The organism is Paracraurococcus lichenis (assembly GCF_030657435.1).
GTDB classification, from domain to species: domain Bacteria; phylum Pseudomonadota; class Alphaproteobacteria; order Acetobacterales; family Acetobacteraceae; genus Paracraurococcus; species Paracraurococcus lichenis.
Genome location: NZ_JAUTWS010000031.1, coordinates 1 through 25,345 on the forward strand (window position 1 = coordinate 1; position 25,345 = coordinate 25,345).

At 70.3% G+C, this 25,345-nt stretch carries 23 protein-coding genes; 14 read left to right on the plus strand and 9 right to left on the minus strand.

The window, feature by feature from the left end; translation table 11 throughout:
* The 9 genes from Q7A36_RS24685 to Q7A36_RS24725 form a co-directional block, all read right to left on the minus strand.
* Positions 1-297: transposase (locus tag Q7A36_RS24685; RefSeq protein WP_305106425.1), on the minus strand; the 297-nt coding region annotated here is incomplete at its 3' end.
* Between the two features lie 178 nt (positions 298-475).
* Positions 476-1,297: a type II secretion system minor pseudopilin gene (locus tag Q7A36_RS24690; RefSeq protein ID WP_305106426.1), complete on the minus strand. Its 822-nt coding sequence runs from the start codon at positions 1,295-1,297 to the stop codon at positions 476-478.
* A gap of 138 nt (positions 1,298-1,435) precedes the next feature.
* The gene (locus Q7A36_RS24695) at positions 1,436-3,232 is read right to left on the minus strand and encodes a multicopper oxidase family protein (protein WP_305106427.1); all 1,797 of its coding nucleotides are present in this window, start codon (positions 3,230-3,232) and stop codon (positions 1,436-1,438) included.
* A 302-nt stretch (positions 3,233-3,534) separates the two neighbouring features.
* Positions 3,535-4,245 carry an ABC transporter ATP-binding protein gene (locus Q7A36_RS24700; protein ID WP_305106428.1) on the minus strand — a complete coding sequence of 237 codons (711 nt, stop codon included), beginning with the start codon at positions 4,243-4,245 and terminating at the stop codon, positions 3,535-3,537.
* On the minus strand, positions 4,238-4,972 hold the full coding sequence (locus Q7A36_RS24705) for an ABC transporter ATP-binding protein (RefSeq protein WP_305106429.1): 735 nt from the start codon (positions 4,970-4,972) through the stop codon (positions 4,238-4,240). Before Q7A36_RS24705 ends, Q7A36_RS24700 begins: the two co-directional genes overlap by 8 nt.
* Positions 4,972-6,000: a branched-chain amino acid ABC transporter permease gene (locus Q7A36_RS24710; RefSeq protein WP_305106430.1), complete on the minus strand. Its 1,029-nt coding sequence runs from the start codon at positions 5,998-6,000 to the stop codon at positions 4,972-4,974. The genes Q7A36_RS24705 and Q7A36_RS24710 overlap by 1 nt, the downstream gene beginning before the upstream one ends.
* A 4-nt stretch (positions 6,001-6,004) precedes the next feature.
* A complete protein-coding gene (locus tag Q7A36_RS24715; RefSeq protein ID WP_305106431.1) occupies positions 6,005-7,225 on the minus strand; it encodes a substrate-binding protein in 1,221 nt (406 codons plus the stop codon).
* 38 nt (positions 7,226-7,263) lie between these two features.
* Positions 7,264-8,118 (minus strand): branched-chain amino acid ABC transporter permease, encoded by an 855-nt coding sequence (locus Q7A36_RS24720; RefSeq protein WP_305106432.1) that lies wholly within the window; start codon positions 8,116-8,118, stop codon positions 7,264-7,266.
* A complete protein-coding gene (locus Q7A36_RS24725) occupies positions 8,118-9,644 on the minus strand; it encodes an amidase (RefSeq protein WP_305106433.1) in 1,527 nt (508 codons plus the stop codon). The genes Q7A36_RS24720 and Q7A36_RS24725 overlap by 1 nt, the downstream gene beginning before the upstream one ends.
* 349 nt (positions 9,645-9,993) lie before the next feature.
* Between Q7A36_RS24725 and Q7A36_RS24730 the strand changes: the two genes are divergently transcribed.
* From Q7A36_RS24730 to Q7A36_RS24795, 14 genes are all read left to right on the plus strand, one after another.
* Complete coding sequence (locus Q7A36_RS24730) at positions 9,994-10,236, plus strand: hypothetical protein (RefSeq protein ID WP_305106434.1); 243 nt, start codon at positions 9,994-9,996, stop codon at positions 10,234-10,236.
* Positions 10,237-10,469: 233 nt separating this feature from the next.
* A complete protein-coding gene (locus Q7A36_RS24735) occupies positions 10,470-12,098 on the plus strand; it encodes an ABC transporter substrate-binding protein (RefSeq protein ID WP_305106435.1) in 1,629 nt (542 codons plus the stop codon).
* Positions 12,099-12,105: 7 nt separating this feature from the next.
* On the plus strand, positions 12,106-13,119 hold the full coding sequence (locus tag Q7A36_RS24740; RefSeq protein ID WP_305106436.1) for an ABC transporter permease: 1,014 nt from the start codon (positions 12,106-12,108) through the stop codon (positions 13,117-13,119).
* The gene (locus Q7A36_RS24745) at positions 13,116-13,973 is read left to right on the plus strand and encodes an ABC transporter permease (protein WP_305106437.1); all 858 of its coding nucleotides are present in this window, start codon (positions 13,116-13,118) and stop codon (positions 13,971-13,973) included. The genes Q7A36_RS24740 and Q7A36_RS24745 overlap by 4 nt, the downstream gene beginning before the upstream one ends.
* A complete protein-coding gene (locus Q7A36_RS24750; protein ID WP_305106438.1) occupies positions 13,957-15,996 on the plus strand; it encodes an ABC transporter ATP-binding protein in 2,040 nt (679 codons plus the stop codon). Before Q7A36_RS24745 ends, Q7A36_RS24750 begins: the two co-directional genes overlap by 17 nt.
* Before the next feature lie 37 nt (positions 15,997-16,033).
* Positions 16,034-16,447 carry a Rieske (2Fe-2S) protein gene (locus tag Q7A36_RS24755; RefSeq protein WP_305106439.1) on the plus strand — a complete coding sequence of 138 codons (414 nt, stop codon included), beginning with the start codon at positions 16,034-16,036 and terminating at the stop codon, positions 16,445-16,447.
* 94 nt (positions 16,448-16,541) lie between these two features.
* Positions 16,542-17,618, plus strand: coding sequence for an amidohydrolase family protein (locus tag Q7A36_RS24760; RefSeq protein WP_305106440.1), 1,077 nt, complete (start codon positions 16,542-16,544; stop codon positions 17,616-17,618).
* A complete protein-coding gene (locus Q7A36_RS24765; RefSeq protein ID WP_305106441.1) occupies positions 17,615-18,718 on the plus strand; it encodes an amidohydrolase family protein in 1,104 nt (367 codons plus the stop codon). Before Q7A36_RS24760 ends, Q7A36_RS24765 begins: the two co-directional genes overlap by 4 nt.
* Before the next feature lie 124 nt (positions 18,719-18,842).
* A complete protein-coding gene (locus tag Q7A36_RS24770) occupies positions 18,843-19,841 on the plus strand; it encodes an ABC transporter ATP-binding protein (protein WP_305106442.1) in 999 nt (332 codons plus the stop codon).
* Positions 19,834-20,976: an NAD(P)/FAD-dependent oxidoreductase gene (locus tag Q7A36_RS24775; protein WP_305106443.1), complete on the plus strand. Its 1,143-nt coding sequence runs from the start codon at positions 19,834-19,836 to the stop codon at positions 20,974-20,976. The genes Q7A36_RS24770 and Q7A36_RS24775 overlap by 8 nt, the downstream gene beginning before the upstream one ends.
* A gap of 18 nt (positions 20,977-20,994) precedes the next feature.
* Positions 20,995-22,536 (plus strand): ABC transporter substrate-binding protein, encoded by a 1,542-nt coding sequence (locus tag Q7A36_RS24780; RefSeq protein WP_305106444.1) that lies wholly within the window; start codon positions 20,995-20,997, stop codon positions 22,534-22,536.
* A complete protein-coding gene (locus Q7A36_RS24785; RefSeq protein WP_305106445.1) occupies positions 22,537-23,478 on the plus strand; it encodes an ABC transporter permease in 942 nt (313 codons plus the stop codon).
* A complete protein-coding gene (locus Q7A36_RS24790; protein ID WP_305106446.1) occupies positions 23,475-24,350 on the plus strand; it encodes an ABC transporter permease in 876 nt (291 codons plus the stop codon). Before Q7A36_RS24785 ends, Q7A36_RS24790 begins: the two co-directional genes overlap by 4 nt.
* Entirely contained in the window at positions 24,343-25,314 is a 972-nt protein-coding gene (locus tag Q7A36_RS24795; RefSeq protein WP_305106447.1) for an ABC transporter ATP-binding protein, read from the plus strand. The genes Q7A36_RS24790 and Q7A36_RS24795 overlap by 8 nt, the downstream gene beginning before the upstream one ends.
* Positions 25,315-25,345: the final 31 nt, after the last annotated feature.

Below are 25,345 nucleotides of genomic sequence, written 5' to 3' on the forward strand. Positions count from 1 at the left end.
TACCAGGGCCTTCTCCGAGGCCTTCCGGGGCTCCAGGAAGGGCGGGTAGTAGCTGCCCTGCCGCAGCTTCGGGATCCGCAGCTGCAGCGACCCCAGCCGGGTGTCCAAGGTGCGGTCACGAAAGCCGTTCCGATAATTCAACCGCTCGCCGGTGCGCTCGTGCCGCCCGGCGCCGATCAGGCCCTCCACATCGGCCTCCATCAGCATCTGCAGCACCGCCTCGGCGACGCTGCGCAGGAAGTCGCCATCCCCAGCTTTCGCCAGCAGGTCAGCCAGTGGCAGTCTCTCCTCGGTCATCGGGTCCTCGGTCGATCAGGGGTGGGAGCGTCGCAACTCCACCCTATCCGCCAGGTCCGATGGCCACCCCAGCCTTACACCCCGGCCAAAGCCGGATTTTCCACCACCTCCGCGGACGCTACCGAGTGCGCCAGCACACATATCGTGGGACGCGATCTCCACACCATCAAGGCAGCCTTCAGTCGCCCGGGACCTCCCAGCTGAGAACCTTCCAGCCTCTGCCATGCATGCCCGCCCCAAGCCTGACATGGGCACGTCGCGTGAACCGCGCACGCCTCGCATCCTCCGTGACCGCCGCGGCGGTGATGAGCACCACGTCCGGCTGGTCCACCCTCGCCGTCGCCGCGAGGTACTCCGCCCGATCCGGCCCCGCGACGTCCAGCACGGCTTGGGCGACGACCTGGTCAGCGAAGCGCATGTCCGGCTCCCGCCCCGCGTATAGCGAGAGGTGGGGTGTGACCAGCGCCAGCAGCTCCGGGGTCATGCCCAGGACGAGCCCGAGTTCGTCGAGGCTCCAAAAGCCGCTGAGCGGTGGCGCGTAAACCCGGCCGGCGGCGCGGTACTCCGGATCCTTCGCGCCGAACGGTCGTGCCCGCTGGCCGGGACTGCGCCAGTCCAGGATCGCCGAGGCGAGCCGGGTGGCGCGCCCCTCATCGATCCCGAGCCGGAGGAAGAGCGCCCGCAGCAGTTCGGGAGGGGCGGAGTTCAGGCCGATCTTGCCGGCTTCGTTCTCAATGCGGATCCGGGCGGAGCCGCCCGGCAGCCGCAACTCGCGTACCGCGCCGTCCGGCGCCCACCGATGCGGGGGGCCCGCGAGCAGGTGGAAGATCGCCTCGTACAGGGCCCCGTCCGCGAGCGCCTCCGCTGCTGCCGCGGTCCGCAGGTTCGCCGCCAAGGCCAGTTCCCCGCGCCCGGTGGCGACGACCCGCGCACCGAGCAGCGCGAGCAGTGCCATCGACCACAGCACCACCACCAGGGCGAAGCCGCGCTCGCGCCGCACGCCGGGCCCCGGGCGGGGCTCGGCACGGCAATCCCTGTCCTGGCTGTTACGACACGGCATCGTCGCGCGTGGCCGGCCCGCCTCCGGAGAGCCGACGCGCCGGGGCAGGCGGGACCGGCCACCCCCGGCACAGTGGCGTCAGGCGCCAACCACCTCGTAGGGCAGCATCATCTCGTTATCTTCGTGATCGAGGATGTGGCAATGCCAGACGTAGCGTCCGGTGAAGGAGCGACCAAACGCGCCGTTCGCCACCCTGCCTCCGAAGGGCACGAGGATGCTGGTCACCATATCGGGCGGGCACTGCACCGTGTCCTTCCACCCGGCCTCGCTGGCGGCCGGCGGGACGGGTCGCTGCTGGAGGAAGGGCGTCGGGTCCAGCGGCGGGTAGCCGGCCGGCACCGTCGGCCCGCCCGCGGGCGGCGGGCTCATGCCGGGGGTCACGGTGCGCGGCCCCGTGGCGTTGTAGGCTTTCAGGTACTGCGTCGTCTGCAGGTTCTGCCGCTGCTCTATCAGGAACTGGACGAGGTGGAGGTGGATCGGGTGGGCGTCCACCGTCAGGTTGATGATGTTCCACCGCTCCACCGTGTCTACCAGCGGCTTCTCCGCGAAGCGCGAATCCATCGACGCCTCGTCCCAGTAGAGGTAGTTGAGCAGGACGACGAGCGGGCCGGCCGGGCCCGGCACCTCAACCAGGGTCAGGTTGCGCACCTTCGCCACGCGCCCGGCGAGGGCGGTGCGTGAGGCCGCCACGGTGGGCAAGGCGACGCCGTCCCGCAGCGGCCCGGTGGGGACGGCGAGCGTGTTGCCGGGACCCTGTGCGGCAGCCACCACCGTGAATTGCATGACCTGCGGCAGTGGGGCACCGCCGGCGCGCGGGTTGCGCGGCGTGCCGCTCGGGAAGGGCGTCACGGCATCGTTCTGCAGGACGACCTTCGTGCCCACCGGCAAAGCCTTGAAGTCGATCAGCAGGTCAGCCCGCTCGCCGGGGCCGAGCAGCACTGCGCTGAGCGGCGCCGGCGCATCGAGCAGCCCGGTGTCTGTGCCGATCTGGACCATCTGTTGCCGGTTGGACAGACTCAGGTTGTAGAAGCGCGCGCTCGACCCGTTGTAGACGCGGAAGCGGTAGAGACCCTGGCCGACGTCGAGGTTCGGCCAGGCCTTGCCGTTCACCGTGGCGACGTCGCCGAAGAACTCGGGCGCCCAGGGTGCGGGCGTGTAGTAAAGGGTGCCGTCCGCGTTGAAGCGACGGTCCTGGAGAACGAGCGGGATCTCGAAGGCGCCGCTCGGCAGGCCGAGCGGGTTGTTCGCCGCCCCGGTGTCCACCGCATCGCGCATCAGGTAGACGCCGGCCAGCCCGGCATAGACGTTCAGCCGGGTGATACCGAGCGCGTGGTCATGGTACCAGATGTTGCCCGCCTGCTGGTCGTTGGCATAGCTGTAGGTCTTGCTGCCGCCCGGCGCGAAGGTGTCCTCCGGGAAGCCGTCGCTGCCTGCCTCCGTGTTCCCGCCGTGTAGGTGGGTCGAGATGCGCGGCGCGGTCGCGTCCGCGGGGACCGCACCGTGCAGCGCCGTGTCGATGGAGCCAGCGAGCGGGTGTGCTCCCAACTGGTTGCTGACGGTGATGCTGGCTGGCGTGCCCCGCCGCGCCTCGATTGTGGGGCCTAGGTAATCGGCGCCGCCGAATCCGAACGTATTGGCGTTGCCGGGCAGCTCCGTGTGAAATTTGTGGCTCGAGTAGGAACGCGCGGTCAGCGTGCCGATCCCGGTGGCGGAAACCACGGGTGGGACCGGTAGCGGGTCCAGCCAGTGGGTCAGCGCTGGCGAGGCGGGCGGACGGACCGGCTGTGCGGCTGCCCGCCTGACGATGTATGGGGTGCCGAGGACGGCGAAGTTCGCCGCCGAGGCGAGGCGCAGGATGTCTCGTCTGGAATGCATAGCGTCCTCCCAAGCCGGAAGGCTGATGCACGCAGTTTCCCGCGGTTCCTCATTCTCTCCCGCGACTGCGGCTTCAGGTGATCCGGTACGACCGAGCGGACCACCCTTTCCCAATAGCCGCATTGAAGCACATCAACGGGAGAGCGGTACGGCGTATGCCCGACCGCAAGCCTCCGACGCCCCCTGCGGCAGGGAGCGGATGCCAGCGCCGATCGGGCAGGGTGGATTCAAGGGGAGTGACTCCCCGCCCTTTGGCAAGGCTGAACGCTGTTCGCTTTCACCCGGCTATCCTGCGGCCCCAGCTACGGTGCAAGATAGCGAAGGAGCGCCGGATCGTGCCGGATCTCCGCCGCCGGGCCATGCAGGGCGATACTGCCACGGTCCATGACATAGGCCGCGCCGGCGACACGCAGAGCCAGCTCAACATGCTGCTCGACCAGGACGATGCTCATGCGCTTCGACAGATCGAGGAGCCGGTCGGCGATTTCCTCGATGACGCCGACCCAGACCCCCTCTGTCGGCTCGTCCAGCAACAGCACGCGCGGGCGGCCGAGCAATGCGCGGCTGATGGCCAGCATCTTGCGCTCGCCACCCGACAGGGTCGCCGCGGTCTGGTTCAGCCGGGTGCCGAGCTTGGGGAAGAAGTTCAGCATCTCCTCGATGGCGGATTTCGGCGGGGCGCCGCCGCCGCCGAGCAGCAGGTTCTCGCGGACCGACATCCGGGCGAAGATCGCATCCTCCTGCGGGACATGGCCGATGCCAAGGCGCGCGCGGCGCTCCGGCGCGGTGCCCGCCACCTCCTCGCCGCCCAGGCGGATGCGGCCGGACATCGGGCGGATCTCGCCGGCGATTGTCTTCAGCAGGGTGGTCTTGCCAGCGCCGTTGCGGCCGAGGATGGCGATCGCCCCCGTGGCCGGCACGGTGAGGGACAGGTCGAACAGCACCTGGCTGCGGCCATAGCCGGCATTCAGGCCCGCAATCTCCAGCAAGGGCGCGGCGAGCACGTCAGACACGGCGGGTATAGATCTCCTGCACGCGGGAATTGCCTTCGATCTCCGCGACCGTGCCGGTGCCCAGCACCTTCCCCTGATCGAGCACGGTCAGCCGGTCGCAGATGTTCTTGATGAAGTCGAGGTCATGCTCGACGATCACCAGCGCACATTCGGACTTGATGGGCGCCAGCAGCTCACCGGTGACGCGGCGCTCTTCCGGGCTCATCCCGCCCGTGGGCTCGTCCAGCAACAGCAGCTTCGGGCCGGGCGCAAGCGCCATGGCGATCTCCAGCCATTGCTGCTCGCCATGGCTCAGTGCCCCGGCCAGATCGTCGGCCTTGTCCGCCAGGCGGAACCGGTCGAGCGCCAGCATGACATCGTCGTGCAGCCGGTGGCGGGACCGGCTGCGCAGCAGCGCCCCGTAGCCCTCGGTGGATTGCAGGGCCAGCAGCACGTTGTCGTAGACCGACAGCTCGGCCAGCACCGCCGTGATCTGGAACTTCAGCGACAGGCCGCTGCGTGACCGCTGAAAGGGCGTCGCCGTCGTGATGTCGGTGCCGTCGAAGGTGATGCGGCCGGTGGTCGGGACATGCCCGCCGGCGATCGCCTTCAGCAGCGTGCTCTTCCCCGAGCCATTGGGGCCGATCAGGCCGTGGAAGGTGCCGGCGTGGACCTCGAGGTCCACGCCGTCGAGCGCGCGCAGCGGGCCATACACCTTGGTCACGCCTGCAACCGTCAGAAGCGCCATCAGCGCCTTCCGTAGGAGCCGATGCGCTCCCGGTCGGAGACGACCAGGCCGAGCAGCCCGTTCGGCTGGAAGGTGACGACGACCAGCAGCACGACGCCGAGGATGACCGGCCAGATGCTCCGCACCGCCTCGATGTCCGCCAGGACATAGTTCAGGATCTCGATCGCCGCGGTGCCGATCACCGGGCCGATCAGCGTGCCGCTGCCGCCGAACAGGCAGTAGATGACGGCCGTCGTGGACAGGCCGGGCCCGAGGTTGGTCGGGCCGGTGAAGCCCTGGTGGTAGCTGTAGAGCGCGCCCGAAAGCCCCGCGATGGCGCCTGCGACGGTGAAGACCAGCGCCTTGAAGACCTGCACGCGGTAGCCGAAGAAGGCGAGCCTCTCCTCGTTCTGGCGCATGCCCGCCAGCACCAGCCCCAACTGCGATCGGATCAGGTAGCGCGACATGCAGTAGACCGCAATCAGCGCCGCCAGGGCCAGAGAGTAGAACTCCGTCCCCTCCACGAACTCGTACTCGCCGAAGGCCATCAGCTTGATGGAGGAAAGGCCATTGCCGGCGCCGACATACTGCCAGCCCGCGACCAGGCGCTCCGCCGCATAGGCGCCCGTCAGCGTGCCGAAGGCGACGAAGATGGAGGTCGGGGTCTTCCGCCCCAGCAGCAGGAAGACCGCGAGCAGCGCCGACAGCACGCCACCGACCAGCATGGCCAGCGGCAGCGTGGCCCAGAGTTGGCTGAATTCCAGGTCCCGCCCGACCAGCGCGACGACATAGCCGGCCACGCCGAAGAACAGCGCCTGGCCGAAGGACATGATGCCGGAGAAGCCCCAGCACAGATCGAAGCTGAGCGCGAGCAGCGAGAGGATGATCACGTTGGTCACCAGCGTGATCAGCTCCGTCCGCTCGGCGAGCAGGAAGGGTGCCGCGACCAGCGCGGCCAGAACGGCCAGCTCGATCCAGGGCAGGATGCGGATGCCGCCGCGGCGCATGGCGCGCGCCGCGGTCGCTGCCGGCGTGGTCGCGACGCTCATGCCCTCAGCATTCCCGGGGGTCCACCATGTCGGCCTTGTCGATCACCTCGTAGCGGGTCTTGCCGCCCTCGTTGCGGCAGATGGCGATGTACATGTTCATCCTGGCGTGCAACTTGCCCGGCACCATCTCCGCGCCGCCGCCGGGGCCGTCCGGCAGCACGGCCTTGTCCATCGCCGCCGCCACGTCCTCCCGCCCCAGCTTGCCGCCGGTCGCCTTCACCGCGGCCTCGTAGAACTTCACGGCGCGGTACATGCCGGTGGAGGCCGAGCCGGCGGTGAACAGGTAGCGCGTGCCGGGGAACTTCTTCTCGTAGCCTTCCTGCAGGGCGTTGCCGAAGGGGTCGTTGACGGCCCGGAAGTAGTCGAGGCAGGAGACCAGCCCCTCCATCTCCTGCGCCGGATGGTAGTTCAGCAGGTTCTCGTCGTAGTACACGCAGCTCAGCACGCCGCCATTCTTCTGGAAGCCGCTCTCATAGAGCTGCTTCACGAAGGGCTGCAGCCCGGGCGGGATGACGGTGTTGAACACGCAGTCCACCCGGCCATCGCGGATCTTGCCGATGGTGGCGGAGTATTCCGCCTGGTCCAGGGGGTAGTATTCCTCGAACACCACCTCGCCGCCGTTGGCCTCGATCACCTTGCGGGCGTACCTGTTCAGCAACTGCGGCCAGACATAGTTGGCCGAGGGCATCGCGAAGCGCTTCTTGCCCAGCGTCTTGATCAGGTAGGGGATCAGACGGTCGCATTGCTGCGCCGGCGTCGGGCCGGTGTTGAACAGGAAGCGGGTGCATTCCTGCCCTTCATAGAGCTGCGGGTAGATGTAGAGCGTGCGGCCGCGGTTCACGATCGGGTCCTTGATCGCCTGCCGCATGGCGCTGGTGATGCCGCCGCAGACGACATCCACCTTCCGCTCCTGGATCAGCTTGCGGACATTGCCAACCGCGATCTTGGGGTCGGAGGCGGTGTCCTCCAGGTGCAGCTCGATCGGCCGGCCGAGGATGCCGCCGGCGTTGTTGATCTGCTCGACCGCGAACTGGGCAACCTGCCAGTTGGCATTGCCGGAAGGCGCGATGGCGCCGGTGATATCGGTGGCGATGCCCATCTTGATCGGCCCCGCCGCATGCGCCCAGCCTGGCCGCAGCACGAAGCCGGTCGCCAGCGACCCGATCCAGCCGGCGGCGGCCAGCCCGCCGGATCCGCGCAGAAGATCGCGCCTGTTCAGTCCCATCCTGCCTCTCCTCTCCCCCAACCCGATCGCACCCTGGCTCAGCGGCCGTAGGCGATGAAACCCTGCGGCCGGAACCGCACGATCGCCAGTGAGATGATGAAGACCAGCGGATCCGCCAGCACCGGGATGACGACCCAGGGCAGGAAGGCCGCCAGCCCGCCGACCGCGGCAGCGCCCAAGACCGGCCCTTCGAAGGTGCCGACCCCGCCCAGCATGACCGACAGGAAGGCCTGCACCAGGAAGCGGATGCCGATATCGGCCGAGAGCGCGTAGAGAGGCACGATCAACGCCCCCGCCAGCCCCGCCAGCGCCGCGCCGAAGGTGAAGGTCAGCGCGTAGAGCCGCCCGGTCGAGATGCCGCAGGCCCGCGCCAGCGCCGGATTCTCCAGCGCGCCGCGGACGCGGAGGCCGATTGCGGTGCGCGACAGCAGCAGCCAGGACCCGCCGATCACCGCCATGGTCGTCAGGATGATGAAGCTGCGCCAGGCGGAGACATCGACGACGCCGAGGCTGATGGCACCGGAGATCGGCTCCGGGATGGACTTGTAGTGCCCGCCCAGCAGGAAGCGCACGATCTCCCGGATGATCAGCCCGATCGCATAGGTGCCGAGCATGGCGATGATCGGCGCCCGGTAGAACCGCCGAATGATCGTGCGTTCGAGCAGCAGGCCGACCAGGCCAACCACGAAGGGCGCGGCGATCAGCCCGGGCCAGGTGCCCCACCCGGCCTCGCTGCTCAGGTACACCGTATAGGCGCCGAGCAGCACGAGCTCGCCATGAGCGAAGTTGAAGATGCCCATCATGCTGGCGATGACGCCAAGGCCGAGCACGATCAGCACCATCACCGATACGAAGGCCAGCATGTCGAAGGCGAACTTGACCGCGTCCTCCATCAGGCCAGCACCGGCGGCTTGCGGTGCTTCGTCGCCTGCTCGTAATCATGGGCCAGCGCCAGCAGCTTCGCCTCCTCGAAGGCCCGGCCGACGAAGATGAGGCAGAAGGGCGCGCCGGAGGCATACCAGCCCGCCGGCATGGTGACGCCGGGCAGGCCGGCAATGTTGATCTCGCTGACGGTGGTCTCGGCGATCAGCTCCTTGCCGTGCAGCGGCGGCAGCTCGGCGCGGGCATGCGGGAAGACCAGGGCATCCAGCGCATGCTGCGCCATCACCTCGTCGAAGATGCGGCGATAGGCAGCGCGGGCGGCGACAAACTCCGGCATGGGCGGCGGCGCATCGGGATTGGCCAGCGCCTCGGCGAAGCCGGGCAGCAGGTGCAGGTAGTGCAGCACGCCGCCGGGATCGAGCGCGCCCTGCGCCTTCGTCGCCTCGGCGAAGGCGGCGAAGCTCTGCAGCGCGGCCAGCGGTCCCATGCGGCGCAGGTAGTTCTGCATGTCGTGCGGCGCCGATTCCAGCCCGCGCGCGTCGAAGGCGTACTCCTCCGAGACCGGCTTCCGGATATCGGCGAAGCCGGTGCCGGCGAAGGGGTCGGCGACCAGCTCGGCACCGCGCGCCGACAGTTCCGACTGCGCGCGGGCATAGAGCGCCTGCGTCTCCTCCGACAGCGGCTGGTTGCGCCAACCGGGCCCGTAGAGGCCGAGGCGCTTGCCCCGCAGCGCCGTGTCCGACAGGAGGGAGGCATAGCCGCCTGCCGGGATATTGCCCAGGCCGGCGACCGTTTTCGGATCCTCCGTGGTGAAGCCGGCCAGCACGTCCAGCGTCAGCGCGGCATCACGCACGCAACGGGCGATTGGCCCGACGACGTCGCGCTGGCTGGCCAGCGGCATGACGCCGGCATTCGGCACCAGGGCGAAGGTCGGCTTGATGCCGACCAGCGCCTGCGCCGCGGCGGGGTTCTGGATGGAACCGCCGGTCTCCTCGGCGAGGCCAAGCACAGCCATGGAGGCCGCGACCGCGGTCGCCGTCCCGGCCGTGCTGGCGCCTGGCGCGCGGTCCGGCATGTGCGCGTTCAGCGTCGGCCCGGCCCAGGAGTTGTTCGCATTCGTGCCGCTTGCACTCAGGATCGGCACGTTGGTCTTGCCGAGGATGACGGCACCGGCGGCGCGCAGCCGCGCGACCACCGGCGCGTCGGTGCCCGGCATGAGGTCCACGCCGCCGGTCTTCGAATACAGCAGCGACCAGCCGCCGGTGCTGGGGAAGCCCACCATGTCCATGGTGTCCTTGACCACCACCGGCACGCCAGCAAGTGGACCGAGCGCCTCTCCGGCGGCGCGGCGGGCGTCAATGGCACGTGCATCGGCCCGCGCATCGGGATTGACGAAGATGATGGCATTGAGCCGTTCGTTGAAGCGGCCGATGCGGTCGAGGAATGCCTCGGTCAGTTGTTCGGCAGTGAAGGCTCCGGTGGCAAACCCGGCTTGCACGTCCGCGATGGTCATCTCCACGCAATCAGCGACCCGCATCCTCGTGCATCCTCCATGCCAGCCACTGTGATCGTGCCTGTCCGCACGGTCCCGGCCGAGCGCCGGGGCCAACCGCGCCAACTCATCGCACGGAACACTGCAGCAAAACACTGCAGCAAATGCCATGCCATACTCATCATTCGGAACAGTCAAGAGGCGTCCATGCCGAATGGTGAGCACCAGCAGCACCTTGTCACCGTGATGGGGTGGATGCCCCCCGAGGGCATCGATGAGCCAAGGTGGAGGTGTTGAGCAACCACCAGGGGAGGCGTCCATAGGAGCTCGACTTCGCTTTCTCCCGCATCCTGGTGACCGCCTACGACCCTACCGATCGCAGCCAGGAAGCCCAATGGCCTTGTTGCGAGATCGTTTCGGCGACACCATCCTGCCCGGTGAGTTCCTGCATTCCCGCCTCATGGGAACCGCCGGCTTCGGCACGGAAACCTCGTACGAATACGAACCCACGACCGACCGCGCCGCCTGCAACCGCGTCCTGGCCAGCGCCAACGCCATCAACCGCGCGATCGGGCATGACATTCCGCGAAGCCGGGGCCGCGATCCGTTGTCCGCGGCCGAGGGAGCGGCGGCATGACCGCGCGTCCATCGCGGTTCGGCCCGCTTGGCCCGCCTCCCCCACCCGCGCGCAGGCCGGCCGGCGCGTAGAGGGCGATCCAAGGGGGTCACCGCGAAATCCGCGAAGCCGACCTCCTGCATGGTCGGCATCTCCGGCGTGGGCTGCAAGGCCATTTCACTCGCTCGCGTTTCAGGGCCATACTTCGTGCCTGCCATCCGGGCGGCTTCCCGGCGGGCCAATCGGGAGGGAACATGGCAGAGGATCGACGGGTCGGACTCGGTCGGCGCCAGCTCATCGGCGGCCAGGCCGCGCTGCTCGGCACAGTGCTCGCCGAAGCCCGCCCTGCTGCCGCGCAGAGCGCGGCCCGGCGCGGCACCCTGGTCATCGGGCTCGACATCAGCGACCCAACCTCGCTCGACCCCGCCCGGGTCTACCAGTACAGCAACCCCCTTCCGACGCACGCCGCCTATGACTCGCTCGTGACCTTCGCGCCGGGCGACTACATCACCATCCGGCCGCAGCTGGCGACCGAATGGAGCACCCTGCCGGATGGCAAGACCATCCGCTTCAAGCTGCGCCAGGGCGTCAAATTCCCCTCCGGCCGGACCATGACGGCGGAGGACGTGCAGTTCGGCCTGCGCCGCGTCATCAACATCAAGGACCAGCCGGCACAGTACGTCGGCCACATCGCCAAGGTGACGGCGGTCGATGCCGCGACGCTCGACATCGAGCTGTCCGACCCGTCCCAGCCGCTGCTGACCATCATCGCCGCACCCGAATTCGTCGCCATGGACAAGGCCCTGGTCGTCGAGCGCGGCGGGAACGACGCGCCGGAGGCGAAGGAGACCGACAAGGCCACCGAATGGCTGAACGGCAATTCGGCCGGCACCGGGCCCTATCGCCTGGTCGGCTGGCAGCGCAACCAGCAGATCCAGATGGCGCGCAACCCGAACTACTGGAAGGGCACCCCGGGCTACGAGCGGGTGCTGATCCGGCACATGGGCGAGAGCGCGGCGCAGCTCCTCGCCATCCAGCGCGGCGACATCGACCTCGCCTTCAACCTGCTGCCCGAGCAGCTCGACACGCTGAAGGACAGCGCGGCGATCGAGGTGAAGGGCGCGACCAGCCTCGATTTCATCTACATGGCGGTCGCCGCCAGCCCGGACAATCCGGCCCTGCAGAACAAGGCGGCGCGGCAGGCGATCGGCTACGCGATCGACTATGATGGCATCATCCGCAACCTGATCGGCGGCGCCGCGGTCCGCCCCACCAGCTTCCTGCCGGTCGGGGTGAACGGATCGACGGAGGCGCTGACCCGCGAGATCGGCTTCCGCGAGGACCTGCCGCGCGCCCGCAAGCTGCTGGCCGAGGCCGGGCTGCCGCAAGGCTTCACCTTCCAGCTCGCCTACGGCAATGCGGCCATCGCGGGCGTGCCCTACCAGAGCCTGGCGCAGAAGATCCAGGCGGACCTCGCGCGCGTCGGCATCAAGGCCGAGCTCGCGCCGATGGACCAGGTGAACATGCGCACGCTCTACCTCGGCGGCAAGCTGCAGGCGGCGCTGACCTTCTGGAACCCGCCGGCGCCGGAGAACCTCCTCTGGGCCGCGGCGACCGTCGACCGCGTGGCCAAGCGGGTCCATTGGGACGTGCCGCCCGATGCGCCCATCCGCAAGCTGATCGCCGCCGCCGCGGCCGAGCGCGACCTGCCGAATGCGGCCGGGCTGTGGCGGCAGTACCAGGAGATGATGGTGGATCAGGCCAATCATTTCGTCCTGATCCAGCCGGTCTATCGCGTCGCAGTCCGGAAGAGCGTCGCCGGGCTGGACCTGACCGCGGCCGGCTGGATGGTCGAACTCGACGGCGCGAAGCCGGCGGGCTGACCGCCGCATGCTCCGCTACATCGCGGCGAGGCTCGTCACCGCCGCCGCCATGGTGCTGCTGGCAACCCTGGTGGTCTTCCTGATCGCCAATACGGTGCCGGGCGATCCGGTGCTGTCGCAACTCGGCGACATGGCCGCCTCCAACCCGGCCACCGTCGCCGAGTTCCGCCACAAATGGGGCCTCGACCTGCCGATCTGGGACCGGTACTGGATCTTCCTGCGCGGCCTGTTCCAGGGCGACCTCGGCACCTCGATCGTCTCCCGGCGTCCGGTCCTGGCCGATATCCGGGACTATGCGCCGGCGACCGTCGAACTCGCCTCGACCGCCTTCCTCCTTTCCCTCCTGGTCGGCCTGCCGCTCGGCATCGTCGCCGCGGTCCGGCGGGACAGCTGGATCGACAACCTCGCGCGCATGGTCTCGCTGGTCGGCGTCTCGGCGCCGACCTTCTGGCTCGCCTTCATCATGCTGGCGATCTTCTATGGCTGGCTCGACTGGGCGCCGGGGCCCGGGCAGCTCGACCCGGTGTCCTTCCCGCCGGACCGGGTGACCGGCCTGCTGCTGATCGACACGCTGCTGGCGCAGGACTGGGAGACCTTCCACGACGCCGCGGCGCATCTGGTGCTGCCCTCCATCGTGCTCGCCAGCGCGACGCTCGGCCTCATCACCCGCACCACCCGCGCCGCGATGCTGGAGGCGCTGTCGCAGGACTATGTGCGCGTTGCCCGCGCCAAGGGGCTGCGCCGGCGCGCCATCGTGCTCGGCCATGCCGCGCCGAACGCCATGCTGCCGGTGGTGACGCTGGGGGGCCTGGCCTATGCCAACCTGCTCTCGGGCGCGGTGCTGACCGAGACCGTCTTCTCCTGGCCCGGCCTCGGCCGCTACACCTACCAGAGTGCCGTTGCTCTCGACTTCCCCGCCATCATGGGCATCACCATCATCGTGGCGGTCGTCTTCGTGGTCGTGAACATCCTGGTCGACCTCTCCTATGCGCTGCTGGATCCGCGCGTGGTGAAGGCATGACCGTGCCTGCCCTGCCCTCAGTCGCCACGCGGGGGCAGCGCTGGCGCCGGCGTTACGGGCTGGCCGCCTTCGGCGGCGCGGTCATCCTCGCCTGGGTCCTGCTCGCCGCCACGGCCCCGCTGGTCACGCCCTACGCGCCGGATTTCGTCGATGTCGCGGCGCGGCTGCAGTCGCCCTCCGCGGCGCATTGGCTCGGCACCGATACGCTGGGCCGCGACGTGCTGACGCGGGTGATCCACGGCGCCCGCGTCTCGCTCGCGGTGGGCTTCGTCGTGGTCCTGCTCGGCGCCCTGTTCGGCACGCTGGTCGGCGCGGTCGCGGCCTATGCCGGACGCTGGGCGGAGGAGGCGATGATGCGCCTGACCGACCTGGTCTTCTGCTTCCCGCCGATCATCCTCGCCATGGCGATCGCCGCCGCGCTCGGCATCGGCACGGTGAACACCTGCATCGCCATGCTGGTGGTGTGGTGGCCGAAATTCGCCCGGCTCGCCCGCAGCCTGGTGCTGGCGCAGCGCAACCTGGAATATGTAGAGGCGGCGCGGTCCATCGGCTTCCCGCCGACGCATATCCTGCTGCGACAGATCCTGCCGAACGCTCTCGGCCCGCTCATCGTGCTCGTCACGCTCGACCTCGGCAACGCCATCCTCGTCTTCGCCGGCCTGTCCTTCCTCGGCCTCGGCACCATCCCGCCCACCGCCGAATGGGGCGCGATGGTGGGGGAAGGGCGGCAACTGGTGCAGCAATGGTGGGTGGCGACCTTCCCCGGCCTCGCCATCCTGACGGTGGTCATGGGCTTCAACTTCGTGGGCGATGGCCTGCGCGACTGGCTGGACCCCCATGCCCGAAGCCGATGACCTGCTGCTGCAGGTGCGCGACCTGCGCACCTGGTTCCTGACCGATGCCGGCCCGGTCCGGGCGGTGGACGGCGTCAGCTTCGACCTCAGGCGTGGCGAGACGCTCGGCATCGTCGGCGAGAGCGGCTCGGGCAAGAGTGTCTGCGCCAAGTCGATCATGCGCCTGCTGGACGAGCCGGCGCGGATCGTGGACGGCACCGTCGCCTTCCGCGGCCAGGACCTCGCGCAGCTCGACGAGGAGCAACTGCGCGAGCTGCGCGGCCGCGACATCGCCATGGTCTTCCAGGACCCCATGACCTCGCTGAACCCGGTGCTGCGCATCGCCCGGCAGCTGGTCGAGGCCATGACGGCGCATGGCCGCTTCGCGCCGCAGGCGGCGCGGGAGCGTGCCCTCGCCCTGCTCGGCCGCATGGGCGTGCCGGCGCCGGCGCGGGCGGTCCGCAGCTACCCGCACCAGTATTCCGGCGGCATGCGGCAGCGCGTGATGCTGGCCATGGGCGTCTCGAACGAACCCGCACTGCTGATCGCGGACGAGCCGACCACCGCGCTCGACGTGACGATCCAGGCGCAGATCCTCGAGCTGCTGCGCGGGCTGAACGCCGATCTCGGCACCGCGGTGATCCTGATCAGCCACGACCTCGGCGTCATCGCCAATATCTGCTCCCGCGTGCTGGTGATGTATGCCGGCGAGGTGGTCGAGGAGGGCGCGCCGGAGGCGCTGCTCGGCGACCCGCGGCATCCCTATACCTGGGCGCTGCTGAATGCGGCGCCGCGCCTCGACAGCCAGACGGAAGGGCGGCGCCTGACGACCATCGAGGGGCAGCCGCCGGACCCGCGGGCCTGGCCGACCGGTTGCCGCTTCCGCGCGCGCTGCCCCTTCGCCGTGGACCGCTGCGCCGAACATCCGGCGCTGCTGCCGATCGGCCCCGGCCGGTCCGCCCGCTGCTGGGTGACGCAGGAGGGCGGCGTGCTGCGGGTGCCGGCCCACCCCCGCCAGGCCGCGCCGCAAGTGGCCGCGACCGCGGAGCCCCTGCTGGTCCTGAGCGGCCTGGCCAAGCATTTCGACCTGCCGCGCGAGAGCCTTCTCGCGCCCCGCCGGAGGCTGCGGGCCGTGGACGGGGTGGACCTGACGGTCCGGCGCGGCGAGACGGTCGGGCTGGTCGGCGAGTCCGGCTGCGGCAAGTCCACCCTGGCTCGCCTGGTGACCCGGCTGCACGAGCCGACCGCCGGGCAGATCCGCTTCGCCGGGCAGGACATCACGCATCTCCCGCAGGCGGCGATCCGGCCGCTGCGGCGACGGATGCAGATGATCTTCCAGGATCCCTATGCCTCGCTCAACCCGCGCATGGCGGTGGGGGAGATCCTGGCCGGCCCGCTGCTGCTGCACGGCATCGTCGCCGACCGCGCCGCGGCGGCGCGGCGGGTGGCCGAGCTGCTCGACATGGTCAACCTGCCGGCCCAGGCCGCCGCACGCTTCCCGCATGAATTCTCCGGCGGGCAGCGGCAGCGCATCTCGATCGCCCGGGCGCTCGCCTTGCAGCCCGACCTGGTCGTGGCGGACGAGCCGGTCTCGGCGCTCGACGTCAACATCCAGGCGCAGATCATCAACCTGATGGTCGAGTTGCAGGAACGCCTCGGCCTGACCTACCTGTTCATCGCCCATGACCTCGCCGTGGTGCGGCATGTCTGCGACCGCATCGTGGTGCTCTACCTCGGCAAGGTCATGGAGGTCGCGCCGGCCGAGGCGCTGTTCCGCGCGCCGCGGCATCCCTATACCCGCACGCTGATCGCCGCGGTGCCGGTGCCCGACCCGGCGCTGGAGCGCGGCCGCCGCAGCCTGCCGCTGCGGGGCGAGCCGCCGAACCCGATCAGCCCGCCGCGCGGCTGCCGCTTCGTCACCCGCTGCCCGCTGGCGCAGCCGCTCTGCGGGGAGGTCGAGCCGGAACTGCGTGCGGACGACCAGGGCGGCGCGGTGGCCTGCCACTTCGCCGGGCCGCCTTTGGCGATGGCCGGACACGGGTGATAGCGTCCGGGCAAGAGCAGGGGGGATCGGCCGCACCATGAGCAAGCACGTCGTCGCCGCGGTCTCCGAGCTGCCGCCCGGCAGCCGCCGCCTCGTCAACGTCAAGGGTCGGGGCATCGTCGTGTTCAACCTGGGCGGCGCGTTCTACGCGCTCGTCAACCGCTGCCCGCACCAGGGCGCCGGGCTCTGCGAGGGCGAGATCACCGGCCTCGTGACCTCCGACCGGCCTGGCGAATTCCACCTCTCCCGCGCCGGCGAGATCATCCGCTGCCCCTGGCATGGCTGGGAATTCGACATCCGGACGGGCCAGTCCTGGTGCGACCCGTCGCGGATCCGGATCAGGCCCTATCCGGTGGAGGTCGCGCCCGGCGCGCGCCTGGTGCAGGGACCCTACGTGGCGGAGACGGTGCCGGTGAGGATCGAGGAGGACTACGTGGTCATCGAGGCCTGAGAGCCGCCCCGAGGCTTGCCGTTGACCCCGGCGGACCCGGCACCCATGCTGCCGGGAACGAGGGCGGGGCGGCGACCCGGCCGGAGCGCAGAGGATGTCCATGTCGGCCGGAACGCGCGGCGCGATCGATTGCGACCTGCATCCGGCGCTGCCCGGCTGCATGGCGCTGCTGCCCTATCTCGACGAGCACTGGCGCGAGGAGATCGTCTCACGCGGGCTCGACGACCTCGATCTCTCGCTCTGGCCGCGCCAGGCGCCGATCACCGCGCGGCGGGACTGGCGGCCGGCCGGCGGGCTGGCGGGCGGCAGCCTCGACCTGCTGCGCGAGCAGGTGCTGGAGCCCTTCGGCACCGGCATCGGCATCCTCAACACGCTGTTCGGTGCCCCGGCGCTGCACAACATCGACATGGCCGCGGCGCTGTGCCGGGCGACGAACGACTGGGTGGCGCGGGAATGGCTCGACCGGGACAGCCGACTGCGGGCCGGCATCCTGGTCCCGGTCGAGAGCCCCGAACTCGCGGTGCAGGAGATCGAGCGCCGCGCCCCCGACCGCCGATTCGTGCAGGTGCTGATGCTGGGCGCGGCGGAGACGCTGCTCGGCCGCCGGGCGAACTGGCCGATCTTCGAGGCGGCGGAGCGGCACGGCATGCCCATCGCCCTCCAGGTGTCGAGCGCCACCCGCCATGCCCCGAGCGCGAATGGCTGGCCGACCTACCTGATCGAGGACCACGTCAACTTCGCCCAGACCTTCCAGAGCCAGCTGCTCTCGTTGATCGCGGAAGGCGTCTTCAGCCGCTTCCCGAAACTCAAGGTCGTGCTGCTGAATGCCGGCATCGGTTGGGTGCCGAGCTTCCTCTGGCGCGGCACCAAGGAATGGCGCGCCCTGCGGCGGGAGGTGCCCTGGGTGGACCGCAACCCGGCGGACATCTTCCGCGAGCATGTCCGCATCTCGGTCCAGCCGCTCGATGCGCCGCCCGACCCGGCGGACCTCGCCGCGCTGCTCGAGATGATCGGCGGCGACGAGTTGCTGCTGTTTGCGACGGATTGGCCGCATTGGCGTTTCGAGGGCACCGAGGCCCTGCCGCCCGGCCTGCCGGAGCGGCTGCGGCCGCGCGTGCTGCGCGAGAACGCGCTGGCCACCTACCCCAGGCTGCAGGAGAGCGTGCCGTGAGTGCCACCACCCTTCCGCGTCCCGACAGCCCGGCGGAGACCCGGCTGCGCATCGTCGATTGCGACGTGCATCCTGCCATGCGCTCGGCCGAGGAGCTCGACCGCTGGCTGCCGCCCCGCTGGCGGCAGCACCGGCAGGAATACGGCCTGCGGCTGCGCCAGCCCTTCGCCACCACCTACCCCTACCCGAAATCGGCGCCGGCCCTGTCGCGGCGCGATTCCTGGCCGCCGACCGGCGGGCCGCCGGGCAGCGACCTCGACTTCATGCGGCAGCAGCACCTCGACTTCCACGACATCGAATACGGCATGCTGCAGCCGCTCTCGGTCCGCGGCATGGATGAGCGCGTGCCGGGCTTCGCCGAGGCGGTCTCCCGCGCGGTGAACGAGTGGCAGCACGACGACTGGACGTCCAAGGACAATCGGCTGAAGGGCACCATCGCCATCCCCGGCGAGGATGCCGCGGCCTCGGTCCGGGAGATCGAGCGCTGGGCCGGGCATCCCGACTTCGTGCAGGTCTCCATGGTGACGCGCGCGCTGGAGCCGCTGGGCAGCCGCCGCTACTGGCCGATCTACGAGGCGGCGGCGCATCACGGCCTGCCGCTCGGCCTGCACACGCTGGGGACCAGCGGGCATTCCGTCACCGGCGGCGGCTGGCCCTCCACCTACTACGAGGAGCATCAGGCGGTGGCCATGTCGCTCGCCGCCATGGTGGCGAGCTTCATCCTGGAAGGCGTGACGGAGCGTTTCCCGACCCTGAAGCTCGTGGTGATCGAGGGCGGCTTCGGCTGGGTGCCGGGCCTTGGCTGGCGCATGGACAGCCACTGGCCCGCGCTGCGCAGCGAGGTGCCGCACCTCCGGCGCAAGCCCTCCGAAGCCCTGAAGTCGAGCTTCTGGTTCACCACCCAGCCCGTCGAGGAGCCGGAGGAGCCGGAGCACCTGCGCAAGCTGATCGACTGGATCGGCTGGGACCGGCTGCTCTTCGCCACCGACTACCCGCACTGGGACAGCGATGACCCGCGCTATGCCTTCAAGTGCCAGATGAGCGAAGCGGAGCGGCGGGCGATCTTCGCCGGCAACGCGAAGGCGGTCTACGGGCTGTAGCATCCGTCGCGGTCCGCCTTCGGCGGCATGCACCATCGGCGGCCGAGACGCGAGGGTGGGTGCCGAGGCCCTCCAGGCACCCCGGCTTGCCGACCGGCGGCGTCGCAGGCAGGCTGGTCCCGTGATGACCGTCCCGGCCCTCGAGCTCATCGGCCTGCGCACCGAATTCCGCATCCGCGGCGGCTGGCACGCCGCGGTGCGCGACCTGTCCCTCCGCCTCATGCCCAACGAGACGCTGGCCCTGGTGGGCGAGAGCGGCTGCGGCAAGAGCGTCACCGCGCTCTCGGTCATGGGGCTGGTGCAGCCGCCGGCGGGCCGCGTCGCCGCCGGGCGCATCCTGCTGGACGGACAGGACCTGGCCGGGCTGCCCGACCGCGACCTCGAAAGGCTGCGCGGCGACCGGCTGGCGATGATCTTCCAGGAACCGATGACCTCGCTCAACCCGGTGATGACGGTGGGCGACCAGGTGGCGGAATCGCTGCGCATCCATCGCGGCCTGCCGCGCGCCGCGGCGCTTGAGCGGGCGCGGGCCCTGTTCGAGGAGGTGAAGATTCCCTCCGCCGCGCAGCGCCTGCGGGAGTATCCGCACCAGTTCAGCGGCGGCATGCGCCAGCGGGTCATGATCGCCATGGCGCTGGCCTGCGAGCCCGCCGTGCTGCTGGCAGACGAGCCGACGACGGCGCTCGACGTGACGATCCAGGCGCAGGTGCTGGGGCTGCTGGCCGACCTCAGGGCGAAGCACGGCATGGCGGTGCTGTTCATCACCCACAATCTCGGCGTCGTGGCGCAGATCGCCGACCGCGTCGCGGTCATGTATGCCGGCGAGATCGTGGAACAGGGGCCGGTCGGCGCCATCTTCGCCCGGCCGCGGCACCCTTATACCCGCGCGCTCTTCGCCGCCGTGCCGCGCATCGACGCGCCGGAGCAGGCGCTGGCCGCCATCCCGGGCCGTGTGCCGCCGCTCGACGCCATGCCGGCGGGCTGCCGCTTCGCGCCGCGCTGCCCGCTGGCCCGTGCGGGCTGCGAGCGGGAGCAGGTGCTGGTCGAGGCCGCGGTGGGCCATGCCGCGCGGTGCCATGTTGCGACCGACGGCGCCATCGGGGAGCTTGCCGTGCATGCGTGAGGCCGACGTCCTGATCATCGGCGGCGGCGGCGCCGGCTGCTCCGCCGCGCTGCATCTGGCCAGGCGCGGCGCGCGGGTGATCCTGCTGGAGCGCGGCCTGGTCGGCAGCCAGGCCTCGGGCGTCAACCATGGCGGCGTGCGGCAGCAGGGCCGCCACCCGGCGGAGCTGCCGCTGGCCCGCCGGTCCCGCGAAATCTGGGCGCGGATGAAGGCGCTGGTCGGGACGGACGCCGAATTCGATCCCTCCGGCCACCTGAAGCTGGCCCGCAGCGAGGCGGAGGAGGCCGACCTGCTGCGCTGGAACGCCATGGCCGCCGAGCACGGCCTGGCCCCGCGCATGATCGGCCGCAACGCCATCCGCGCCGAGCATCCCTATTTCGGCGAGGAGGTGGTCGCCGGCAGCCTGCTGGAGGAGGACGGCTCCGCCAACCCGCGCCTGCTGGCCCCGGCGCTGGCCCAGGCGGCGCGCGCGGCAGGGGCGAAGATCCTGGAGCGCCACGCCGTCACCACCCTGGCGCATGACGGCACGCGCTTCCACGTCACGGCGAATGACGCCGATTTCGGCGCGCCGGTGCTGCTGAATTGTGCGGGCTTCTGGGGCGCCGAGGTGGCCAGGGCCTTCGGCGAGCATGCGCCGATCGAGCCGCTGCACCCCAATATGCTGGTGACCGAGCCGCTGCCCTATTTCTGCCGGCTGAACATCGGCGTGGTCGGCGGCGATGTCTATCTGCGGCAGATCGCCCGCGGCAACGTCATCCTGGGCGGTGGGCGAGGCGAGGGCGACACCGCCGTCCCGATGTCCCGCCCGCGCCCCGATACCGCCGCGAATGCCATGGAGAAGGCAATCCGCCTGATCCCCCGCCTGGAAGGCGCGCTGATCATCCGCAGTTGGACCGGCATCGACGGGCTGACGCCCGACGTCATCCCGGTGATGGGGCCGAGCCGCACCACGCCTGGCCTGATCCATGCATTCGGCTTCTCCGGCCACGGCTTCATGCTCGGCCCGGCGGTGGGCGAGGTGCTGTCCGAGTTGGTGCTGGATGGCAGGACCGACATACCGCTCGAGCCCTTCGACATCGGCCGCTTCGCGCGGCCAGAGACGCCGGGCGAGGATGAATGGAAATCGCGGCTTTAGGGCCGGGGGAGCAGGATGATGGCGGGTTGGCGGGCGCTGCTGCTGGGCACGGCGCTTTCGGTCGGAATGGCGCTGGGCGCGGCGGCGCAGCCCACCTTGCGCGTCGGCATGGCGGCGCAGGATGTCGGGCGGCTCGACCCGCATTTCGCCACCTCCACCATCGACCGGGTGGTGGTCGGCTGGATGTTCAACGGCCTGGTGCGCTTCGCCCCCGGCTCCTCCGACCCCGCGACCATCGAGCCCGATCTGGCCGAACGCTGGGACAGCAGCGCGGATGGCAGGACCTGGACCTTCTTCCTTCGCCGCGGCGTGCCGTTCCATGGCGGCTATGGCGAGCTGACCGCCGATGACGTCGTCTTCAGCCTGAAGAAGGCCGGCACCGCCTCCTCCTCCGCCTTCTCGGCTGATTTCCGCGCTTTCGAGAGCGTCGAGGCGGTGGACCCGCACACCGTGAAGGTGGCGCTGAAGGAGAATGTCCCGAGCCTGCTCGGCATCCTCACCAACTACTCCGGCGGCTACATCGTCTCGAAGCGTGCGGCGGAGGAGCGGGGCGACGGCTTCACCCGCGCGCCCATCGGCACCGGCCCCTTCGCGCTGGACAAGGTGACGCCGAATCAGAGCGCCGAACTGGTCGCCCATGCCGGCTATTTCCGCGGCACGCCGCAGATCGGGCGAATCTCCTACCGCTTCATCCCCTCCGATGCGTCTCGCGACCTGGCTTTCCAGAACAAGGAGCTGGACCTGAACTACGGCCGGTCCGACCAGACCTGGGTGAACCGGATGCGGCAGCAGCCGGGCGTCACGGTGGACATCTTCGAGCCCGCCGAGCTGGCGATCCTCAACCTCAACATCACCCAGCCGCCCTTCAACGACATCCGCGTGCGGCAGGCCCTGGCGCATGCGGTGAACCGGGCGGAGCTGGTGCGCTGGCGCGGCCAGGACGTGAGCCGCGAAGGGCAGAGCCTGGTGCCGCGCGGCTATCTCGGCTTCACCGAGGCCGGCGTGCTGCCGCACGACCCGGCACGGGCGAAGGCGCTGCTGGCCGAGGCCGGCCACCCGAACGGCCTGACCGTGAAGGTCATCCACACCCAACTCCCGGAAATGCTGAACATGATGCAGGTGGTGCAGCAGCAGTTGCGCCGGTCCGGCATCACGCTCGACCTGCAGGTGGTGGAGCACGCGACCTTCCACCAGCAGGTCCGCCAGGATCTCTCGCCACTGGTCTACTACTCCGCGGCGCGCTTCCCGATCGCCGACATCTACCTGAACCAGTTCTGGCACGGCCGGTCCATCGTGAAGACGCCGACCGCGGTGACCAATTTCTCCCATTGCAACCAGGCCGATGCGCAGATCGATGCGGCGCGCGTGAGCACCAGCCGGGAGGAGCAGATGCGGCTCTGGGCCGAGGCGCAGAGGATCCTCGTGCAGCAGGTCTGCGGCGTGCCGCTGGTGGAGACGCTGCTGGTCTTCGCCCGCCGGGACAGCCTGGACTACGGCTACAGGCTGACGGGGTCGATGAGCCTCGGGCCGGTGATCACCGAGCAGACGCGGCTGCGCTGAATGCTGTTCTTCGCCGTGCGGCGGCTGCTGGCGGCGGCACCGACGCTGCTGGCAGTGCTGACGCTGGTTTTCGTCATCGTCCGCATCGTCCCCGGCGACCCGGCGCTCGTCATCCTGGGCGACCAGGCGACGCCGGAGGCCGCGGCGGCGCTGCGCGCGAAGCTCGGCACCGACCGGCCGATCTGGGAACAATATGGCAGCTTCATCGGCCGCGCGCTGACGGGCGATTTCGGCACCTCCATGGTCACGGGGCGGCCGATCACGGCGGAGATCGCCGCAGTGCTGCCGCACACGCTCGACCTGACGCTGGCCGCCATGGTCTTCGGCATCCTGCTCGGCGTGCCGGCCGGCATCTGGGCGGCGCTGCACCGCAACCGCGCCATCGACGTGGCGGCGCGCATCCTCTCGCTGCTCGGACTCTCCTTCCCCGTCTTCGTCTCCGGCATTTTTCTCCTTCTGGCCTTCGCGCTGCACTGGCGGTTGTTCCCGGTCATCGGCTCGGCCGACCTGTCCGATCCGCTCGATCGGCTGCACAAGCTGGTGCTGCCCGCCATCACCCTCGGCCTGGTCATGGCCGCCTACATCACCCGCGTGACGCGCAGCGCCATGCTGCAGAGCATGGGGGAGGACTTCATCCGCACCGCCCGCGCCAAGGGCGTGCCCTGGCGCCGCGTCGTCTGGGTGCATGGACTGCGCAATGCCTCGCTGCCCATCGTCACCGTGGTCGGCCTCTATGTCGGCATCCTGATCGGCAATTCGGTGCTGACCGAGATCGTCTTCAACCGTCCCGGCCTCGGCAAGGTCATCGTCGGCGCGCTGAACCAGCGGGACTACACCATGCTGCAGGGGCTGATGACGATCTACTGCGTCCTGATCGTCGTGGTGAACACGGCGACCGACCTGCTCTACGGCGTCATCGACCCGCGGGTGAAGGCGGCATGAGTGCGGCCGAGGCCGAGCTGCCGCCTGCGCCCGCCGCCTGGCGCGTCGCCTGGGCGCGGGCCACCGCCACGCCCGTCACGCTGGTCGGCGCCGCGCTCTGCCTCGCCGTCCTGCTGTCGGCGGTGCTGGCGCCCTGGATCGCGCCCTTCGACCCGACGGAGCAGAACATCCTCGACCGGCTGCGGCCGCCCGGCGGCGACTACTGGCTCGGCACCGACCAGTTCGGCCGCGACATCCTCTCCCGCCTGCTCTGGGGCGGGCAGGTCTCGCTCGCCGTCTCCCTCGGCGCCATAGCCGTTGCCATGCTGGTCGGCGGCGCGATCGGCCTCGTCTCCGGCTATGTCGGCGGGCGCTTCGACCTGCTGGTGATGCAGGCGATGGACGTGCTGCTCTCCTTCCCTTCGCTCATCCTCGGCCTGATCGTCGTGGCGCTGCTGGGGCCGGACCTGGTGAACCTCGTCCTTGCCATCGCGCTGACCGCCATCGCGCCCTTCGCCCGCATCACCCGCGCGCCGACGCTGTCGCTGAAGGAACGTGCCTTCATAGAGGCCGGCCGCGCCCTCGGCTACAGTCACGCCCGCATCCTGTTCCGCCACATCCTGCCCAATATCCTGCCGGAGGTGCTGGTGATGGGCACGCTCTGGCTGGCGACGGCGGTGCGCGTCGAGGCCTCGCTCTCCTTCATCGGCCTCGGCCCCAAGCCGCCGACGCCGACCTGGGGCGGCATGACGCGCGACGGCTTCGAGAACATCCTCGACGCGCCCTGGCTGGCGATCTTTCCTGGCCTCGCCATCCTGCTGCTGGTGCTCGGCCTCAACATGGTCGGCGACGGGTTGCGCGACGCCACCGACCCGAAGCTGCGCCATGAGTGAGCCGGTCCTCACGGTCGAGGGGCTGCGCAAGCATTTCGTCACCACCACCGGCGTCCCGCGCCGCCGCAGCGTGACGGTGCGAGCGGTGGAGGACATTTCCTTCACGATCGGCGAGGGCGAGGCCTTCGGCCTGGTGGGCGAGAGCGGCTGCGGCAAGTCCACCGCCGCGCGCGCCCTGCTGCGGCTGGTCGAGCCCGATGCCGGCACGGTGCGCTGGCGCGGGCAGGACGTGCTGGCGGCGCGCGGCGCGCAGTTGAAGGCGCTGCGCCGGCGCATGCAGATCGTCTTCCAGGATCCCTTCTCCTCGCTCGATCCACGCCAGACCATCGGCGCGGCGCTGGCCGAGCCCATGCGCGTGCACAGCCTCGCCACCGGCGCCGAGGCGAGGCGCCGCGCCGCCGCGCTGCTCGAGGAGGTGGGCCTGCCGCCCGCCGCACTGGACCGCTATCCCCATGAGTTCAGCGGCGGCCAGCGCCAGCGCATCGGCATCGCCCGCGCGCTGACCGTGGAGCCCGAGCTGATCGTCGCGGACGAGCCGGTCTCGGCGCTCGACGTTTCGGTGCAGGCGCAGGTGCTGCTGCTGCTGCAGGCGCTCCGTCGCCGCCGCGGCCTCGCCTTCCTCTTCGTCAGCCACGATCTCTCGGTCATCCGCTGGTTCTGCGACCGCGTCGCGGTGATGTATCTCGGCCGCATCGTGGAGGAAGGGCCCGCCGCGCGCGTGCTGACGCAGCCCATGCACCCCTATGCGCGGATGCTGCGCGACGCCTCGCCCGTGCCCGATCCGGCGCAGCGCGGCGTGCTGCCGCGCATCGCCGGCGAGATCCCCTCGGCCGCCAATCCGCCGCCAGGCTGCCCCTTCCATCCTCGCTGCCCGCAGGCCATGGCCCATTGCGCGGGCAGCCTGCCGCGCTGGACGGCATTGTCGGGCGGGCAGGGTGGCGTCGCCTGCCATCTGCACGGCTGAGGCGGGTTGCCTCGCCCGGAGGTGCGTGGAA

Excerpts from the sequence above, each read along its gene's own strand:
- Q7A36_RS24695 (WP_305106427.1), bottom strand. The coding sequence starts at position 3,232 with ATGCATTCCAGACGAGACATCCTGCGCCTCGCCTCGGCGGCGAACTTC.
- Q7A36_RS24770 (WP_305106442.1), top strand. The coding sequence starts at position 18,843 with ATGACCGTCCCGGCCCTCGAGCTCATCGGCCTGCGCACCGAATTCCGC.
- Q7A36_RS24790 (WP_305106446.1), top strand. The coding sequence starts at position 23,475 with ATGAGTGCGGCCGAGGCCGAGCTGCCGCCTGCGCCCGCCGCCTGGCGC.
- Q7A36_RS24750 (WP_305106438.1), top strand. The coding sequence starts at position 13,957 with ATGCCCGAAGCCGATGACCTGCTGCTGCAGGTGCGCGACCTGCGCACC.
- Q7A36_RS24725 (WP_305106433.1), bottom strand. The coding sequence starts at position 9,644 with ATGCGGGTCGCTGATTGCGTGGAGATGACCATCGCGGACGTGCAAGCC.
- Q7A36_RS24705 (WP_305106429.1), bottom strand. The coding sequence starts at position 4,972 with ATGGCGCTTCTGACGGTTGCAGGCGTGACCAAGGTGTATGGCCCGCTG.
- Q7A36_RS24720 (WP_305106432.1), bottom strand. The coding sequence starts at position 8,118 with ATGGAGGACGCGGTCAAGTTCGCCTTCGACATGCTGGCCTTCGTATCG.
- Q7A36_RS24735 (WP_305106435.1), top strand. The coding sequence starts at position 10,470 with ATGGCAGAGGATCGACGGGTCGGACTCGGTCGGCGCCAGCTCATCGGC.
- Q7A36_RS24775 (WP_305106443.1), top strand. The coding sequence starts at position 19,834 with ATGCGTGAGGCCGACGTCCTGATCATCGGCGGCGGCGGCGCCGGCTGC.
- Q7A36_RS24780 (WP_305106444.1), top strand. The coding sequence starts at position 20,995 with ATGGCGGGTTGGCGGGCGCTGCTGCTGGGCACGGCGCTTTCGGTCGGA.
- Q7A36_RS24715 (WP_305106431.1), bottom strand. The coding sequence starts at position 7,225 with ATGGGACTGAACAGGCGCGATCTTCTGCGCGGATCCGGCGGGCTGGCC.
- Q7A36_RS24785 (WP_305106445.1), top strand. The coding sequence starts at position 22,537 with ATGCTGTTCTTCGCCGTGCGGCGGCTGCTGGCGGCGGCACCGACGCTG.
- Q7A36_RS24730 (WP_305106434.1), top strand. The coding sequence starts at position 9,994 with ATGGCCTTGTTGCGAGATCGTTTCGGCGACACCATCCTGCCCGGTGAG.
- Q7A36_RS24755 (WP_305106439.1), top strand. The coding sequence starts at position 16,034 with ATGAGCAAGCACGTCGTCGCCGCGGTCTCCGAGCTGCCGCCCGGCAGC.
- Q7A36_RS24740 (WP_305106436.1), top strand. The coding sequence starts at position 12,106 with ATGCTCCGCTACATCGCGGCGAGGCTCGTCACCGCCGCCGCCATGGTG.
- Q7A36_RS24760 (WP_305106440.1), top strand. The coding sequence starts at position 16,542 with ATGTCCATGTCGGCCGGAACGCGCGGCGCGATCGATTGCGACCTGCAT.
- Q7A36_RS24710 (WP_305106430.1), bottom strand. The coding sequence starts at position 6,000 with ATGAGCGTCGCGACCACGCCGGCAGCGACCGCGGCGCGCGCCATGCGC.
- Q7A36_RS24745 (WP_305106437.1), top strand. The coding sequence starts at position 13,116 with ATGACCGTGCCTGCCCTGCCCTCAGTCGCCACGCGGGGGCAGCGCTGG.
- Q7A36_RS24795 (WP_305106447.1), top strand. The coding sequence starts at position 24,343 with ATGAGTGAGCCGGTCCTCACGGTCGAGGGGCTGCGCAAGCATTTCGTC.